At 66.2% G+C, this 16,185-nt stretch carries 12 protein-coding genes and 1 pseudogene; 4 read left to right on the top strand and 9 right to left on the bottom strand.

Annotated elements, in window-relative coordinates:
• Positions 1-87 precede the first annotated feature (87 nt).
• Both QZM67_RS38760 and QZM67_RS38755 read left to right on the top strand, forming a co-directional pair.
• Positions 88-399: a DUF4148 domain-containing protein gene (locus QZM67_RS38760; protein WP_043185856.1), complete on the top strand. Its 312-nt coding sequence runs from the start codon at positions 88-90 to the stop codon at positions 397-399.
• 322 nt (positions 400-721) lie between these two features.
• Positions 722-1,435: a dienelactone hydrolase family protein gene (locus QZM67_RS38755; RefSeq protein ID WP_175025354.1), complete on the top strand. Its 714-nt coding sequence runs from the start codon at positions 722-724 to the stop codon at positions 1,433-1,435.
• Between the two features lie 138 nt (positions 1,436-1,573).
• Here QZM67_RS38755 and QZM67_RS38750 read toward each other — a convergent pair whose 3' ends face one another.
• From QZM67_RS38750 to QZM67_RS38735, 4 genes are all read right to left on the bottom strand, one after another.
• Positions 1,574-3,106, bottom strand: coding sequence for an efflux transporter outer membrane subunit (locus QZM67_RS38750; protein WP_301811540.1), 1,533 nt, complete (start codon positions 3,104-3,106; stop codon positions 1,574-1,576).
• A gap of 2 nt (positions 3,107-3,108) precedes the next feature.
• Entirely contained in the window at positions 3,109-6,300 is a 3,192-nt protein-coding gene (locus tag QZM67_RS38745) for an efflux RND transporter permease subunit (protein WP_301811538.1), read from the bottom strand.
• Between the two features lie 15 nt (positions 6,301-6,315).
• Positions 6,316-7,572, bottom strand: a complete 1,257-nt coding sequence (locus QZM67_RS38740; RefSeq protein WP_301811536.1) for an efflux RND transporter periplasmic adaptor subunit — start codon at positions 7,570-7,572, stop codon at positions 6,316-6,318.
• 229 nt (positions 7,573-7,801) lie between these two features.
• Complete coding sequence (locus QZM67_RS38735; protein WP_301811533.1) at positions 7,802-8,686, bottom strand: LysR family transcriptional regulator; 885 nt, start codon at positions 8,684-8,686, stop codon at positions 7,802-7,804.
• A 584-nt stretch (positions 8,687-9,270) separates the two neighbouring features.
• On the opposite strand from QZM67_RS38735, the gene QZM67_RS38730 reads away from it, so the two are divergent.
• Complete coding sequence (locus QZM67_RS38730; RefSeq protein WP_301811530.1) at positions 9,271-10,239, top strand: AraC family transcriptional regulator; 969 nt, start codon at positions 9,271-9,273, stop codon at positions 10,237-10,239.
• A gap of 322 nt (positions 10,240-10,561) precedes the next feature.
• Here the strand turns inward: QZM67_RS38730 and QZM67_RS38725 are convergent, their stop codons facing one another.
• The 4 genes and pseudogenes from QZM67_RS38725 to QZM67_RS38710 all read right to left on the bottom strand — a co-directional run bounded on the left by QZM67_RS38725 (position 10,562) and on the right by QZM67_RS38710 (position 14,441).
• The gene (locus QZM67_RS38725) at positions 10,562-11,533 is read right to left on the bottom strand and encodes an aliphatic sulfonate ABC transporter substrate-binding protein (protein WP_301811527.1); all 972 of its coding nucleotides are present in this window, start codon (positions 11,531-11,533) and stop codon (positions 10,562-10,564) included.
• A 266-nt stretch (positions 11,534-11,799) separates the two neighbouring features.
• Positions 11,800-11,907: pseudogene (locus QZM67_RS38720) on the bottom strand (LysR family transcriptional regulator); the annotation flags it as partial.
• Between the two features lie 3 nt (positions 11,908-11,910).
• Positions 11,911-12,852 (bottom strand): LysR family transcriptional regulator, encoded by a 942-nt coding sequence (locus tag QZM67_RS38715; RefSeq protein ID WP_043185397.1) that lies wholly within the window; start codon positions 12,850-12,852, stop codon positions 11,911-11,913.
• A 299-nt stretch (positions 12,853-13,151) separates the two neighbouring features.
• Complete coding sequence (locus QZM67_RS38710) at positions 13,152-14,441, bottom strand: adenylosuccinate synthase (RefSeq protein ID WP_367620462.1); 1,290 nt, start codon at positions 14,439-14,441, stop codon at positions 13,152-13,154.
• A gap of 149 nt (positions 14,442-14,590) precedes the next feature.
• Between QZM67_RS38710 and gcvA the strand changes: the two genes are divergently transcribed.
• Complete coding sequence (gcvA, locus tag QZM67_RS38705; protein WP_301811521.1) at positions 14,591-15,496, top strand: transcriptional regulator GcvA; 906 nt, start codon at positions 14,591-14,593, stop codon at positions 15,494-15,496.
• Between the two features lie 178 nt (positions 15,497-15,674).
• On the opposite strand, the gene QZM67_RS38700 is transcribed toward gcvA, so the two are convergent.
• Positions 15,675-15,983, bottom strand: a complete 309-nt coding sequence (locus QZM67_RS38700; protein WP_043185391.1) for a hypothetical protein — start codon at positions 15,981-15,983, stop codon at positions 15,675-15,677.
• Positions 15,984-16,185: the final 202 nt, after the last annotated feature.

Genomic DNA, 16,185 nt, shown 5'->3' with positions numbered 1-16,185 from the left:
TTTCCGACCGGTAACGTGATCGCTACGATGCAATCAACCGCTGAACGCAACAAGCGAAGCGCGAAATCAATGAAACCGGAGGTCATCATGAAGTCGTTCATCTACGCAGTCGTCGCCGCAACCGCCCTGTCCGCCTCGTACGGCGCATTCGCCCAATCGAACCCGTCGGGCCAGCTGACGCGTGCCCAGGTGCGCGCGGAACTCGTGCAGCTCGAACAGGCCGGCTACAAGCCCGAAGTCTCCGATCAGTACTACCCGCGCGCACTGCAGACCGCACAGGCCCGCGTGACGAACGCCGATGAAACCGGCTACGGCGCGCAAGCCGCCGCCGGCGTACGTGCCGGCCGCGCGATCGCGGTCAAGCAGGAAGGCCGCGACTCCGTGTATTTCGGCCAGTAAGCCGGACACGCGCGCGCGTATTCCGATACGCGCGCGGCAAACGAAACACCCCGCTCCCGTTCATCGGGGCGGGGTGTTTGCTTTTAGGCTGTCCTCTCCCGGAACGGATCGCGCTCCTCGATCGACGCGAACTTGCGGGGCGCTCGCCGCGCGGCGCCGTTCACGCCGGCAGCCGGTGTTTGCGCATAGAATGGCCGCGTGGTCGGCGCCGGCCGAAACGAACGCGAGCGAAACCACGACGCCCGGCTTGCCCGAACGTCGCCGCGCCCGCAGGCCGGCCCCGATGCGGCACTCATCGCATTTTTCGAAAAGGAGCGGTTTCATGTCTCAAACATCCGGTTCCATGATCACGTTTCGACGCCCGGACGGCCAGGAACTGCAAGGCTACCTCGCTACGCCGGCAAAGACCGAAGGCGCACCCGCGGTCGTCGTCATCCAGGAATGGTGGGGGCTGAACGACCAGATCCGCGGCGTCGCGGATCGCCTCGCGCGCTGCGGCTACTTCGCGCTCGTGCCCGACCTGTATCGCGGCAAATCGACGGTCGAGGAAGAGGAAGCGCACCACCTGATGACCGGGCTCGATTTCGGCGACGCAGCCTCGCAGGACATTCCGGGCGCCGTGACCTATCTGAAGACGCTTGCGTCGCGTGTCGCGGTGACGGGTTACTGCATGGGCGGCGCACTCACGCTGCTGTCGCTGCAGTTCGCCGATGCGGACGCGGGCGTCACGTGGTACGGCCTGCCGCCGCTCGACTACATCGATCCGGCGAAGCTCAAGGTGCCGCTGATGGGCCACTGGGGCACGCAGGACGCTTTCTTTGCGATCGACCAGGTCGATGCGCTCGAGAAGAAGCTGACCGATGCGAAGGTCGGTTTCGAATTCCATCGCTATCTCGCGCATCATGCGTTCGCCAATGAAACGGCCGTCGGCCCCGGCCGCATCGCCGGCACGCAGTACGATCCGGTGTGGTCGCAAATGGCGTGGGATCGCACGCTGACGTTCTTCGGCCGCACGCTTTGGGAAAAGCAGGGGTAACGTCACGCCGCTTCCAACGCGGGCAGCTGCGTAAAAAGAAAACGCCACGGATTTTCATCCGTGGCGTTTTCGTTTCCGCCTACCGCCGGTTCGAAGGACAAGCGCGGTAAACCGCGCCTGCCCTTTCCTTGCACTTGCTTACCCGTTCGTCGTCGCCGCCGACGCAGGCGCCGGAGCGGCCGCCTTGTCGTAGTCGACCGGTGCATCCGGCGCGCGCGGCGTCTCGCCGGCCCGCTCGATCCACCCGCCGCCCAGCGAACGGTACAGGTTGACCAGGTTGGTCCAGCGTGCCAGACGCGCGTTGATCAGCGATTGCTGCGCGGTGTACAGGTCCGTCTGCGCGGTCAGCACCGACAGGTAGCTGTCGACACCGTTCTTGTAACGCAGGTCCGACAGGTCGAAACGTCGCTGCTGCGCGTGCTCGTTGCGCTCCAGTGCCGCGATCTGCTGGTCGTACGTGCCGCGTGCGGCCAGCCCGTCCGCCACGTCGCGGAACGCCGACTGGATCGCCTTCTCGTAGTTCGCGATCTCGATGCGCTTCTGCACGTGTGCAAGATCGAGGTTCGCGATGTTCGCACCGCCCTCGAAGATCGGCAGCGCGATGTTCGGCGCGAACGACCACGCCGCCGTGCCGGCCTTGAACAGACCGCCCAGCGTCGGGCTCGCCGTGCCGAACGCGGCCGTCAGCGAGATCTTCGGGAAGAACGCCGCGCGTGCCGCACCGATGTTCGCGTTCGCCGCCAGCAGCGACTGCTCGGCCTGCATCACGTCGGGGCGACGCGTCAGCAGGTCGGACGGCAGGCCAGCCGGCACGTCCGTCAGCAGGTTCTGCGCGTCGAGCGGCATGCCCGCCGGCAGATCGTCCGGCAGCGGCTCGCCGATCAGCAGCACCAGATAGTTCAGCGCCTGCGCACGCGCACGCGCCTGCGCCTGCTGGTTCGCCAGCGCCTGCTCGACCACCGTCTGCGCCTGACGCAGCTCGAGCTCGGAGCCCGTGCCGTTGTCGAACTGCAGCTTCGTCAGGTCGTACGACGCCTGCGCCGTCTTCAGCGTGTCTTCCGTGACCTTCAGCAGATCGTCGGTCGACAGCAGCGTCAGGTATTGATCGGCCACCTGCGACACCAGCGAAATCTCCGACGCCTGCCGCGCATACGCGGTCGCCAGATACTGCGCGAGCGCCTGGTCCTTCAGGCTCTGCACGCGGCCGAACAGGTCGAGTTCCCACGACGCCGACAGGCCGACGTTGTAGGTCGTCGTGATATTCCGGCCCGGCGCCACCGACAGCGCATTCGGCAGGCGCTGACGGCTACCGGTACCCGTCGCATCGAGCGTCGGGAACAGGCCCGCGCGCGTGATCTGGTACTGCGCGCGCGCCGCCTCGATGTTCAGCACCGACACGCGCAGGTCGCGGTTGTTCTTCAGCGCGATCTCGATCAGCCGCTGCAGGCGCGGATCGACGAAGAACTCGCGCCAGCCGATGGCGGTCGCCGCCTGGCCGTTCGCGCTGCGCGCGCCGGCCGCACCCGGCTGCGTCGCGTAGACGCCGCCGGCCGGGTACGCCTGCGCGACGGGTGCATCGGGCCGCTTGTAATGCGGCGCCATCGTGCAGCCCGTGGCGAACAGCGCGGCAGCCAGTGCGGCCGCGGTTGCAGTCAAAGCGTGTTTTTGCATCGTTACTGCCCCTTCGAATCGTGTGCGTCGTCGTGACCGCGCTGCAGGTCGCCCTGCACGAGACGCCATGCGTCGTCGACGTTTTCCGTTTCGCCGCCGAAGATCGCGCGAACCCGCACGAAGAACATCGGGATCATGAAAATCGCGAGGAACGTCGCCGTGATCATCCCGCCGATCACGCCCGTGCCAATCGCATGCTGGCTCGCCGAACCCGCGCCGTTGCTGATCGCAAGCGGCAGCACGCCGAGCATGAACGCGAGCGACGTCATCAGGATCGGACGCAGCCGCAGGCGCGCCGCCTCGATCGCCGCGCGCACCGGCCCCATGTTCCCTTGCGCCTGCAACTCGCGTGCGAACTCGACGATCAGGATCGCGTTCTTCGCAGACAGGCCCACGGTAGTCAGCAGGCCGACCTGGAAGAACACGTCGTTCTCGAGGCCGCGCAGCATCGTCGCAAGCAACGCGCCGACCACGCCGAGCGGCACGACCATGATCACCGAGAACGGGATCGACCAGCTTTCATACAGCGCCGCGAGACACAGGAACACGACGAGGATCGAGATCGCGTACAGGATCGGCGCCTGCGAACCGGACTGGATTTCCTGGAACGACAGGCCGGTCCACGAGTAGCCGATACCTTCCGGCAGCTTGCTCGCGAGCGCTTCCATTGCGGCCATCGCCTGGCCCGTCGACCTGCCCTCCGCGGCCTGCCCCTGGATCTCGATCGACGATACGCCGTTATAGCGTTCGAGCTTCGGCGAACCGTAGCTCCAGTGGCCGGTCGAGAACGCGCTGAACGGCACCATGCCACCCGCACTGTTGCGCACGTACCATATGTTCATGTCTTCCGGCGTCATCCGGAACGGCGCGTCCGACTGCACGTACACCTTCTTGATCCGGCCGTCGGTATCCAGGAAGTTGTTCACGTACTGCGACGCCCACGCGATCGAGAACGTCTGGTCGATCGCAGCGGCCGTGACGCCGAGCGCATTCGCCTTCTCGCGATCGATGTCGACCTTGTACTGCGGCGTGTCGTTCAGGCCATTCGGGCGCACAAGCGCCAGTGCGGGATCCTTCGCGGCCATCCCGAGCAACTGGCCCCGCGCGGCCATCAGCGCTTCGTGGCCGAGACCCGCGTTGTCCGTCAGCTCGAAGTCGAAGCCGGCGGCCGTCCCGAGTTCGGGAATCGACGGCGGGTTGAACGGGATCACCATCGCGTCCTTGTACTGCGCGTAGTGCGCGAAGGTCCGCCCGATCAGTGCCTGCACCTTCTGGTCCGAACGCTGACGATGCTCGTACGGTTTCAGCTTCACGAACACGAGACCGGCGTTCTGGCCGCGGCCGGCGAAGCTGAAGCCGTTGACCGTGAACACCGAGTCGACCACATCCTTCTCGGTGGTGGTCAGGTACGTGTTGATGTTGTCGAGCGTCTTGCCGGTCGTTTCCTGCGTGGAGCCGGACGGCGTCTGCACGATCATGAACATGTAGCCCTGGTCTTCATCCGGCAGGAACGACTTCGGCAGGCGCACGAACATCACGCCGACCGCGATGAACACGGCCAGGTAGATCACGAGCCAGCGGCCCGAGCGCCGGATCACATGGTTCACACCGCTCGTATAGCGATCGCGGCTGCGATCGAAGGTCCGGTTGAACCAGCCGAAGAAGCCCTTCTTCTCTTCGTGATGCCCTTGCGGGATCGGCTTGAGGATCGTCGCGCACAGTGCCGGCGTCAGGATCAACGCGACGAGCACCGACAGCACCATCGCCGACACGATCGTCAGCGAGAACTGACGATAGATCGCGCCGACCGACCCGCCGGAGAACGCCACCGGCACGAACACCGCCGACAGCACGAGCGCCACGCCGACGAGTGCGCCGGTGATCTGGCCCATCGCCTTGCGGGTCGCCTCCTTCGGTGACAGGCCCTCTTCCGCCATCACCCGCTCGACGTTCTCCACCACCACGATCGCATCGTCGACCAGCAGGCCGATCGCGAGCACAAGACCGAACATCGACAGCGTGTTGATCGAGAAGCCGGCGAGCCCCATGATCGCGAACGTACCGAGCAGCACGACCGGCACCGCGATCGTCGGGATGATCGTTGCCCGCAGGTTCTGCAGGAACAGGTACATCACGAGGAACACGAGCACGATGCCTTCGAGCAGCGTCTTGACCACTTCCTCGATCGACAGGCGCACGAACGGCGTCGTGTCGTACGGATAGTGGACGACGAGACCGTGCGGGAAGTACTTCGACAGCTCCTGGATCTTGGCCCGCAGCGCGGTCGCGGTTGCCAGCGCGTTCGCGCCGGTCGCGAGCTGGATGCCGAGGCCGGCCGTCGGCTGCCCCATGTACTTCGTGTCGAACGTGTAGTTCTCGGAGCCGAGCGCCGCGCGGCCGACGTCCTTCAGGCGAACCTGCGAACCGTCCTGGTTGACCTTCAGCAGGATGTTGCCGAACTGCTCGGGCGTGCGCAGCAGCGTCGATTCGGTGATCGTCGCCTGCAGCATGGTGCCCGGCTTCGCCGGCGTGCCGCCGATCTGGCCGCCCGCGATCTGCACGTTCTGCTGCGTGATTGCGGCCGTCACGTCGGTCGGCGTGAGGCTGTAGTTGGTCAGCTTGACGGGGTCGAGCCAGATCCGCATCGAGAACTGCGAACCGAGCAGCAGCGTCTGGCCGACGCCGTTCACGCGGCTGAGCGGATCGAGCACGTGCGACGCCACGTAGTTCGTCAGGTCCTCCTTCGACATGCTGCCGTCCTCGGAGTTGAACGCGAACCACATCAGCCAGTTGCTGCTCGACTTCGTGACCTGCATGCCGAGCTGCTGCACGACCTGCGGCAGGTTCGGCGTCGCGAGCGACAGCTTGTTCTGCACCTGCACCTGCGCGACGTCCGGATTGGTGCCCGGCGCGAAGGTCAGCGTGATCGTCGCGTTGCCCGAATCGTCGCTCGTCGACGACATGTACAGGAAGTTGTCGAGACCGCTCATCTGCTGCTCGATCACCTGTGTCACCGTGTCTTCCACCGTCTTCGCGGAAGCGCCCGGATAGTTCGCCTGGATCTGGATCGTCGGCGGTGCGATCGTCGGATACTGCGCGATCGGCATCTTGAAGATCGATGCGACGCCGGCCAGCATCAGCACGATCGCGATCACCCACGCAAAGATCGGGCGATCGATAAAGAACTTGGCCATGAAACGGACTCCTTGTTATTGCGCGGCCGACGCAGCGGTCGAACGCGCGGCAGCATGGGCGGCAGTGCTCGCCGGCGCGGCGCCGGACGCATTGGTCGCGCTTGCCGGTATGCCGGACACAGCGTCCGGTGCCGGCGCGAGCTGCGCCGCGACAGTCTTGACAGTCGCACCCGGGCGCACCTTGTCGACGCCCTGCACGATCACGTGATCGCCCGCTTCCAGACCGCCTTCGACGATCCAGTCCTGACCGTAGGTGCCGGTCGTCGTCAACGGATGCGTCTCGACCTTGTTGGCCGCGTTCACCACCAGTGCGACCGCCTGCCCCTTCTGGTCATGCGTGACGCCGATCTGCGGCACCAGGAACGCGTTCTCGTTCACGCCTTCCTCGATCCGTGCGCGCACGAACATCCCCGGCAGCAGCACGCGGCCCGGGTTCGGGAAGATCGCGCGAATCGTCACCGAGCCGGTGGTCTGGTCGACCGTCACGTCCGAGAATTGCAGCTTGCCCGGCTCCGAATAGGTCTTGCCGTCCTCCAGGATCAGCGACACCTTCGCCGCGCCCGGGCCGCTCGTTTTCAGCTTGCCGCTCTGCACATCCTGGCGCAGCTTCAGCCCGTCGAGGCTCGACTGCGTGAGGTCCACATACACCGGATCGAGCTGCTGGACCGTCGACATCAGCGTCGCCTGGCTCGCCTGCACATACGCGCCCGGCGTCACCTGCGAAATACCGACGCGACCGGAAACAGGCGACACGACATCGGTGTAGCCGAGGTTGATCTGTGCGGTGTCGACTGCCGCCTTGCCGGCCGCGACGTCCGCCGCGGCCTGGCCTTGCGTGGCCACCGCGTTGTCGTAGTCCTGCTTGCTGACCGCGTTCGCGGCCACCAGCACCTTGTAGCGCGCGACCAGCGCGTTCTGCGTGACGAGGTTCGCCTGTGCCCTTGCGAGCGTCGCCTTCGCGCTGTTCAGCGCGGCGACGTACGGCGCCGGGTCGATCTTGTAGAGGCGCTGACCGGCCTTGACGTCGGTGCCTTCGGTGAACTCACGACGCAGCACGATGCCGTCGACTCGTGCACGCACCTGTGCAACGAGGAACGCGCTGGTGCGGCCCGGCAGTTCGGTTATCGCGGGCACGGCCTGCGGCTGGACGGTGACGACGCCGACTTCCGGTGTTTGCGGCGGCGGTGCCGATTCTTTTTTCCCGCACGCGGCCAGGAAAACGGTGGCCGTTGCAGCAGTGATTAAGCGGTATGGAACCCGTTCGACGCGCATGGAGCGACCTCTCACAAATAGACGACCTTCAATGGGAATCACCAGATCTCCTCGTGACCTGCATGCGCGGCCGGAATGCTGTCGCTTCCTGTTTGCCGCGCATGCGGTCGCGTATGTCGGGCGTACGATGCGCCCTGCGGAGCGTTCGTTCATCGAACTGCTTCCGTTGAAAAAACCATGAGCCTGCGGCCCCGGCCGACGCGAGTTGCCGCGACGGCCAACCGGGCCGCTAGTTCGCCGGCCGGAACGCGGCGCCCGCGAATTCGATGAAGGCGCGTGCAGCGGCCGGCAAATGCGCGGTGCGCGCATGCGCGAGCTTCAGCGTGACGGGCGCGAGCGGGCGAACCGGTGCAACGCGCACCAGCGTGCCGGCCGCCAGATCGGCGTCGACGAGATACGCGGGCAGCACCGCGGCGCCCATGCCGGCGACGGCCAGCCGCCGTGCCATCTCGAGATGGCCGACGCCCGGACTGCCGCCGGGCGTCGCATCGGGTCGAAGCGCAGCCGCATCGTCGTCGCCGGCCGCCGGCAGATCGAGCCGAACAGCCGCGATGTCCGGCCAGTCGCCCGACGCGGCCGCGCCGCCGTGCGCGGCGACATAACCCGGCGCCGCGACGCGCAGGGATTCGTACGCGGCCAGCGTGTTCAGCGCATGTGCACCGGACACCGGCATGGCGTCGGTCAGGAATGCGACATCGATGGCTTCGGACGTCAGATCGACATGGGTATCGGTCAGCGTCACGGTCGGCCGCACGTCCGGAAACCGGTGCACGAAACGATCGAGCAACGCGCTCAACTGGCTGAGCCCGAACGCGACCGGCGCGGCAATGCGCAGCGCACCTTCCGGCTTGCTGCCCATCGCGACGAAGCGACCGTCGATGTCGTCGATCGCACCGAGAATCCGCTCGACACGCGCGAGATACAGTTCGCCGATTTCCGTCAGCGACTGGTGGCAGGTGCTGCGTTGAAGCAGGCGTACGCCAAGGCGCGTCTCGAGCGCATCGACCAGCCGGCTCGCCATCGCCGTCGACACGCGCAGCCGGGTTGCCGCCCGGCGAAACCCGCCTTCCCTTGCCACCGTCACGAATGCCCGAATCGATTGAAGTTGGTCCATTTGTCCGGATTCCCCTGCGCGGTCGACTGCCTTGAAGCCCCCACCCGCCGCCGCGTCGCGGCCGACATGCAACGACCCGGCCAATGCGGCGGCTCCGACGCCGGCTACGCCGGGTCGGTCGCCACGCTCGCGCCAGACGCGCGCCGGCATGCAACGGACGCAAGCCGGCCTCGGCTGGGCCGATGCACGAACAGACGAATAGCAGTCCTGAGTCTTTTCCAGCGATTCGCAACGGCAATGCCGGCGGATGCAGCCGGCCATGCGACGGTCATAACCGCATCGCCCGTGCGCACTGGAACACGTTTCTTTCAGCAGGTGCAATGGTATGAAAACCGCCGGAAAATCGCTTGCCCGATCCTACGATTGTTTTGCCTTAATTTCCGAATTTGTGCGCCGCACACCGCGCAACGACGGGCAATGCGGTCGCCGGCGCTGCAGATCCGGATGATCGGGCTAAATTCCGACAGGTTTAGGCAATCACGTGCACGCGACTCGCCGTACGATGTGACCGCCGTGCCGGCACGCCCACCGGGAATCGCCGCCGCGTACCTTGCACGGACCACTCCGCCATCCGCTCACCCAACATGGAAATCGACGCCCGAACGCCGCCGCTACAGCGCATCACGCCTACTCAGGCTCCCCGGTCGCCCACGGGCCGGCTCGCTGCGCTGATCGCCGCCTACGCGCCGCACGACGGCACGTTCGAACTCCCGGTACGTGGCATGCGCATCGCGCGCGCAGCCGCATCGCCGCCGCACTGGAACCATGGCGTGCACCACGCGTGCCTGAGCATCGTCGGGCAAGGCGCGAAATCGATACGGGTCGGCGACGACTCCTACGTGATCGACGCATCGCGAATGCTGGTGGCAACGGCCGACGTGCCCGTCACCGGCCGCGTGACGTGCGCGAGCCCGGCCGAGCCGTTCCTCTATGCACAACTCGAACTCGACCCGGCCCGCATCGCGGCACTCACACCGCGCGTCTTTCCGCGCGGGCTGCCGAAGGCCGTCGACTGCAGCGCACTCGACACGCACGATGCACCGTCTGAAATCGTCGATGCCGTCGTGCGGCTGATGCAACTGATCGCGCAACCCGACGACCTCGACCTGCTCGCGCCGCTGATCGTCGACGAAATCCTCATCCGGCTGCTGCGCGGCCCGTCGGGTGCGCGTGTCGCGCAGGTCGGCCTGGCCGATTCGACGACACAGCGCATCTCGCGCGCCGTCGCGTGGATTCGCGACCACTACCTCGATCCGATGACGGTCGAATCACTCGCGCGACAGGTGGACATGAGCCCGTCGACGTTCCATCACCACTTCCGCGCGGTCACGTCGATGAGCCCGTTGCAATGCCAGAAGGTGTTGCGGCTGCAGGAGGCACGCCGCCTGATGTGCCTGTCGGCGATGGACGCGCGGCAGGCATGCCGCAGCGTCGGCTATGTGAGCGCGTCGCAGTTCAGCCGCGAATACGCACGCCTGTTCGGCGATGCGCCGGGCCGCGATGTCCTGAAGCTGCGCGACGAAGCGGTGCCGCTATCCCGCGTCGCGCCATAGGCCGGCACCTCACGCGCGCGGCGTGTGCCGCGCTTCATTCCACCGGCATTCGCACGCTCGGCCTGCACGGCTTCATCGAGGCAGCGGACGAAGTATCCGGCCGGCGACATGAGCACGGCGCTGTCGCGGAACAGCAGATAGACATCGCGCGCGGGCCGCTGCCCGACGAGATCGAGCGGCGCGGCGGCCGTACGTACGTATATCCGATTCCGGACGACGTCACGCTGCCGTTCCGCCGTTGAACTGTTGACCCGTTGACCCGTTGACCCGTTGACCCGTTGACCCGTTGACCCGTTGACCCGTTGACCGGAAGACTACACCGTCACGCGAGCGCGGGCGGCGCAGCCTGGCTGACGTCGACGCGTTTCGGCAAGACGCCGGCCTGATAGAACACGTCGGCGATACGCTGCTGATACGCGAGCGTGTCGCGCGTGACGGGTTCGACGCCGAAGCGGGCGCGGCGAAATGCGAGCGCCACCGCCGGCTCCGGAATCCCCCAAAGCTTCGAGAACTCGGCCGCGCCCTGCGCGCGGTTCGCATCGAGCCATCGCTGAACCGCGGTCAGTTCCGACACCGCTGCGTCCAGCACGTCGGCGTTGCGCTGCGCATACGTGCGCGACGCAAAGTAGTAGCCGCGATTCTCGACGAGCCCGGTGCCGTCCGCGACGATACGCGCGCCGAACGCCTGCTGGACCACCGCGAGAAACGGATCCCAGATGATCCATGCGTCGACCGAGCGGTTCTCGAACGCGGCCCGCGCATCGGACGGCGACAGCCAGACCGGCGTGATGTCCGCATAGTTGAGCTTCGCCGCCTGCAGCAGCCGGACCAGCAGGAAGTGCGTGTTCGAGCCCTTCACCAGCGCGACGCGCTTGCCGCGCAGGTCCGCAAAAGTCTTGACCGGCGAATCTTTCGCGACCACCACCGCCTCGGCCGCGGGGCCGGCCGGCGTCTGCGCGTAATAGACGAGCGGCGCACCAGCCGCGAGCGCGAAGATCGGCGGCGCCTCGCCGACATCGCCGAAGTCGATCGATCCCGCGTTCAGCGCCTCGAGTTGCGGCGGCCCCGACGGAAACTCGGTCCACGTGACGGTCACGCCGAGTGTCGCGAGCTTGCTCTGCAACGTGCCGCGCGCCTTGAGCAGGCTGAGCGGCCCTTTCTGATAGCCGATGCGCAACGTCCGCGCGCCGGCCGTGCTCGCCAGCGCGAAGCCCGGATGCGCGGCGGCACCCGCCGCGATCGCCAGGCCGGCATGCAGGAGCCGGCGGCGGGTTGTGGAGTGTTGGTCTGCCATGTCGTATCGGGTTCGATGAAAAGGACGCAGCTTTGCGCACGCATGCGATGAAGCTGGTCGAACCGATTCTAGAAGGTTGGCGCTACGTATCGAACCAACGATGTTCGATATGGAAAGCAAGCGCTTTCATAAGGGCACGCAGGTTGCCCGGACGTCATTGACCGGGGCGGTCGTGAGGGTGCAGCCGACATCCGCTAAAAATACAGGATTACGTATTATTTAAACGATTGGGGTGCAGCCTCGGGTCATACGCCGAAGGTTCGACTTCAGGACTTGCAGGAAGCCGTCAGCGCTGCCTCATCGGCAGCCAGCAACTCGGGTACGCATTCACGCAGGAAATCGACGAACGTGCGGATCTTCGCGTCGAGAGTTCGACTTCAGGACTTGCAGGAAGCCGTCAGCGCTGCCTCATCGGCAGCCAGCAACTCGGGTACGCATTCACGCAGGAAATCGACGAACGTGCGGATCTTCGCGTCGAGATACTGACGCGACGCGTACAGCGTATAGACCGTCAGCTTCTGCAGCCGGTAATCGGGCAGCACGCGCACCAGCGCGCCGCTCGCGAGCGCGGGCAGCGCGGCCGACATCGGCAGCGAACCGATCCCGAGTCCGGCACGCAGTGCGGCGCCGAGCGCATCGGCAATGTTCACCTGGAAATCCGGCAATGGCAGTTCGAACGTTTCGCGTCCGTTGGGGCCGTCGAGATGCCAACGGTCGCGCGGAAAGAGCGGCGTGACGATCTGCAGGCACGCATGCCCCTCGAGGTCGCTCACCGTGCGCGGCGTGCCGCGCGCCTTCAGGTACGCGGGTGACGCGCACAGCACGCTGCCCACGTCGCCGAGCCGCTGCGACACGAGCCCGGAATCGGGCAACTCGGTCGTGCTCAACTGTAGCGATACGTCGTAGCCTTCGTCGATGATGTCGGGCACGTGCTGCGACAGCGTCAGTTCGACCGCCACCGACGGATAGCGCTCACGGTAGCGCACGACCGCGGGCACCACGTAGGACTGGCCGAAACTCGTCGTCGCGTGAACGTGCAGCCGTCCCGACGGCTTCGCCTGTGCGTCGGCCGCCTCGGCTTCCGCTTCGTCGATATAGCCGAGGATACGCTGGCAGCGGTCGAGATAGCGCTGCCCGGCGTCGGTCAGTGCGATGCGGCGCGTGCTGCGGTTGAGCAGACGCGTGCGCAGATGCGTTTCGAGCTGCGCGACCGATCGCGATGCGTAGGCCGTCGTGATATCCAGGCGCTGGGCCGCGCTCGTGAAGCTGCCCTCCTCCGCCACCCGGACGAAAATGCGCATCATCTGTAACGTGTCCATCGACCTGTCCCCGGGATTGAGATCACGTCGCGCCACCGTGCGGCCATGGTGCCGGCGGCTCCGGCGCAGGCCGGTCTGGCGCGAATTGTGCGGAACAGTACAGCAGCAGTGCGGGCGTGTCCAGTTCGCCGTACGCGACGTGATCCGGATGCCGAACCGTGTCGCCGCGCCGCCGTGCGCGACGCGTACGGTTCGGGCGCCGACGCGACCGGACGCCCCCGCGCGCAAACGGCATCGGATCGGCAATAACGACCCGGCGACCACGGTGCCGCGTCGCGATTCACGTCACCTATCGCGCATTACGCCGCGGCTGCCGCATCGAACGGATTGCGCAGCACGATCGTGTCGTCGCGCTCAGCGCCGGTCGTGATCATCGAAACCGGTGCGGCCGCGACCGCTTCGATGCGCGCAATGAAATCCTGCGCGGCGCGCGGCAGCGCCGCACGTTCGCGGATCCCCTTCACGGTGCCGCGCCAGCCGTCGAACCGCTCGTACACGGGCTTCGCGCGCGACTGCGCATCGAGGCTCGCCGGCAGATGATCGACCCGCACGCCATCGAGTTCGTAGCCGACGCACAGCTCGATCGACTCGAAACCGTCGAGCACGTCGAGCTTGGTGAGCGCCAGCGAATCGATGCCCGAGATCCTGACGGCCTGACGCAACTGCGCCGCATCGAGCCATCCGCAGCGGCGCGGCCGGCCGGTATTCACGCCGAATTCCTGTCCGCGTGCGCGCAGCGTTTCGCCGGTGGCGTCGGACAGCTCGGTGAGGAACGGACCGCCGCCGACGCGCGTCGCATACGCCTTGGTGACGCCCAGCACGTGGCCGAGCTTCGACGCGCCGAGCCCCGTACCGGCCGCCGCCGCCGATGCAACGGTGCCGGACGACGTCACGAACGGGTAGGTGCCCCAGTCGATGTCCAGCATCACGGCTTGAGACCCTTCGAACAGGATGCGCTCGCCGCGGTCGGTCGCGTCGTTGAGATCAGCCCACACGGGGCGCACGAAAGGCAGGATCCGCGGCGCGAGGTCGACCAGCGTCGCCAGCATCGCGTCGCGGGAATACTCATCGAGCCCTAGGCCGCGGAACCACGCGTTGTGATGGTCGACCAGCACATCCAGTTTGGCGGCGAGTTGGCCCGGTTCCGCGAGATCGCCGACGCGCAGCCCGCGACGCCCGACCTTGTCCTCGTAGGCCGGCCCGATCCCGCGCAGCGTAGTGCCGATGGGCTCGCGGCGCAGACGCTCCTGGGCCTGGTCGATCGCGCGGTGGATCGGCAGCACCAGCGTCGCGTTCTCGGCGATCGACAGGTTGTCCGGCGTCACCGACAGCCCGAGCTCGGCCATCCGCCCGATTTCCGCGAGCAACGCCTCCGGATCGAGTGCCACGCCGTTGCCGATCACGCCGCGCTTGCCGCGCACGACACCGCTCGGCAGCAGCGCGAGCTTGTACGTCTTGCCGACGACGACCAGCGTATGACCCGCGTTGTGGCCGCCGTTGTAGCGTGCAACGAGATCGGCCTGTGCCGCCAGCCAGTCCACGACGCGCCCCTTACCTTCGTCGCCCCATTGGGCGCCCACGACCACCACGTTCGGCATGCTCCGCACTCCATGTGAGAAATTCAGACAATCGTTCGGCCGAGCCGGCCGTTTGTGTGCCATATTGGCGGAGCTTGAAGGCCCGATCAAACGATTAAACCTGAACTATCGTGTGAGTAAATTTCACGCGAAATGATGCAATGGCCCGACGACTCCCTCCGTTGAACTCGCTGCGTGCGTTCGAAGCCGCCGCGCGCCTCGGCAGCTTCACGCTGGCCGCCGACGAACTGTGCGTGACCCACGGTGCGATCAGCCGGCATGTGCAGCAACTGGAAGCGTGGCTTGGGCGGCCGCTGTTCGAACGCCATAACCGGCGGGTCGAACTGACCGACACCGGCCGCGCGTATCTCGCCGAGGTCGGTGCGTCGTTTGACCGGATCGCGCTCGCCACCGCACAGCATTTCGGCCATGCGCAGCAGCGCGTGCTGCGCGTGAGCGCACCTGCGACGTTTTCGTTGCGCTGGCTGGTACCGAAGCTGTCGTCATTCCAGGTTGCCCATCCAGCCATCGAGGTGCGGCTGTCGACGTCGAACGAGCCGATCGAAAAGCTGCGCGACAAGGTCGACCTGATCGTTCGCGGCGGCCCCCAGGCCATCGACGGTTACGTTGCCGAGGAATTCCTGTCCGAAGTCCGGCTGCCGGTGTGTGCGCCGAAGCTGCTGGAGGGGCGGCCGTTGCATACGCCCGCCGATCTCGCCGGCTTCACGCTGCTGCATGCGGCGACCTATCCCGGCATGTGGCCCGAATGGCTCGCGGCAGCCGGACATCCGAATCTCGTGCCCCGACACTCGCTCACGCTCGAGCATTTCTACCTGACGCTGCAAGGCGCGCTCGACGGGCTCGGCGTCGCGATGGGGCCGATCGCCCTCGTCGCAGACGACATCGCCGAAGGTCGGCTCGTGCAGCCGTTCAGCGAACCGGCGCTGCCGCCGTGGCGCTACTTCACGTACGTGGCCTCCGCACGCGCGAACGACGATGCGGTGCGGGCGTTCAAGGACTGGTTGAAGGTGACGGGCAACGCGTCTGCGCCAAGCGGGCGGTACTGACTGCGGCGATGTGCGGGTCGTGCGCGTCGAGACGGACAGGAATGCGAATCAAATAACGCAAGCGTGCGGAACGCGTTTGCGCTTGTCGAGACCAGGAAGGTTGGTTTCGATGTGCGCCGCGGGGACGCGACGCATACGGCAAGCCGCGGATCGAACCGCGGCTTGCCCCGGACGACGCTTACTGACCAGCGCCGGCGGCTTTCTTCTCCGCGTTCTGCAGGTTCTGCGGATAGTTCGGATCATTGGCCGCCGGCTTGTAACCGGCATCTTCGAGTTTCTTCAGCTCGGCGCTGTTCTTTGCACGTGCAGCCTTGCGCTCTGCCTTGTGTTGCGCCCTGGCCGCCTTGCGTGCCTGGCTCTTCGCCGCCTTGGCGTCCTGTGCGGTAGGCGCGCTGGCGTCGGTCTGTGCAAACGCGGGAACTGCCGAGCCGAACAGGAACGCGGCTGCGGTAGCAGCCAGCGTGAGTTTTCTGATCTGGATTCGCATCGCTGAACTCTCTTTTCTGGTTTATCACGGATTGAAAGACCATCGAGATACCACCCCTGCCCCGATTGGTCGTCATGAGCTTCCCTCGGTTTTTCGCCTTCCAACGGTCCCGAGTTATGCAGCCGCATCCTTGGTCTGCTGAGCTTTGATCCAGTCCCGAAGGAACTGCTCCGGAGAAACAAAGCCGAGCGACGAATGACGA

The sequence above is a fragment of the Burkholderia sp. AU45251 genome, from assembly GCF_030482905.1.
Classification (GTDB): domain Bacteria; phylum Pseudomonadota; class Gammaproteobacteria; order Burkholderiales; family Burkholderiaceae; genus Burkholderia; species Burkholderia aenigmatica.
This window is presented reverse-complemented; position numbering and strand designations above follow the sequence as displayed.

What these genes read in the sequence shown, in the direction of transcription:
- QZM67_RS38760 (WP_043185856.1), top strand. Translation starts at nt 88, where the DNA reads ATGAAGTCGTTCATCTACGCAGTCGTCGCCGCAACCGCCCTGTCCGCC.
- QZM67_RS38755 (WP_175025354.1), top strand. Translation starts at nt 722, where the DNA reads ATGTCTCAAACATCCGGTTCCATGATCACGTTTCGACGCCCGGACGGC.
- QZM67_RS38750 (WP_301811540.1), bottom strand. Translation starts at nt 3,106, where the DNA reads ATGCAAAAACACGCTTTGACTGCAACCGCGGCCGCACTGGCTGCCGCG.
- QZM67_RS38745 (WP_301811538.1), bottom strand. Translation starts at nt 6,300, where the DNA reads ATGGCCAAGTTCTTTATCGATCGCCCGATCTTTGCGTGGGTGATCGCG.
- QZM67_RS38740 (WP_301811536.1), bottom strand. Translation starts at nt 7,572, where the DNA reads ATGCGCGTCGAACGGGTTCCATACCGCTTAATCACTGCTGCAACGGCC.
- QZM67_RS38735 (WP_301811533.1), bottom strand. Translation starts at nt 8,686, where the DNA reads ATGGACCAACTTCAATCGATTCGGGCATTCGTGACGGTGGCAAGGGAA.
- QZM67_RS38730 (WP_301811530.1), top strand. Translation starts at nt 9,271, where the DNA reads ATGGAAATCGACGCCCGAACGCCGCCGCTACAGCGCATCACGCCTACT.
- QZM67_RS38725 (WP_301811527.1), bottom strand. Translation starts at nt 11,533, where the DNA reads ATGGCAGACCAACACTCCACAACCCGCCGCCGGCTCCTGCATGCCGGC.
- QZM67_RS38715 (WP_043185397.1), bottom strand. Translation starts at nt 12,852, where the DNA reads ATGGACACGTTACAGATGATGCGCATTTTCGTCCGGGTGGCGGAGGAG.
- gcvA (WP_301811521.1), top strand. Translation starts at nt 14,591, where the DNA reads ATGGCCCGACGACTCCCTCCGTTGAACTCGCTGCGTGCGTTCGAAGCC.
- QZM67_RS38700 (WP_043185391.1), bottom strand. Translation starts at nt 15,983, where the DNA reads ATGCGAATCCAGATCAGAAAACTCACGCTGGCTGCTACCGCAGCCGCG.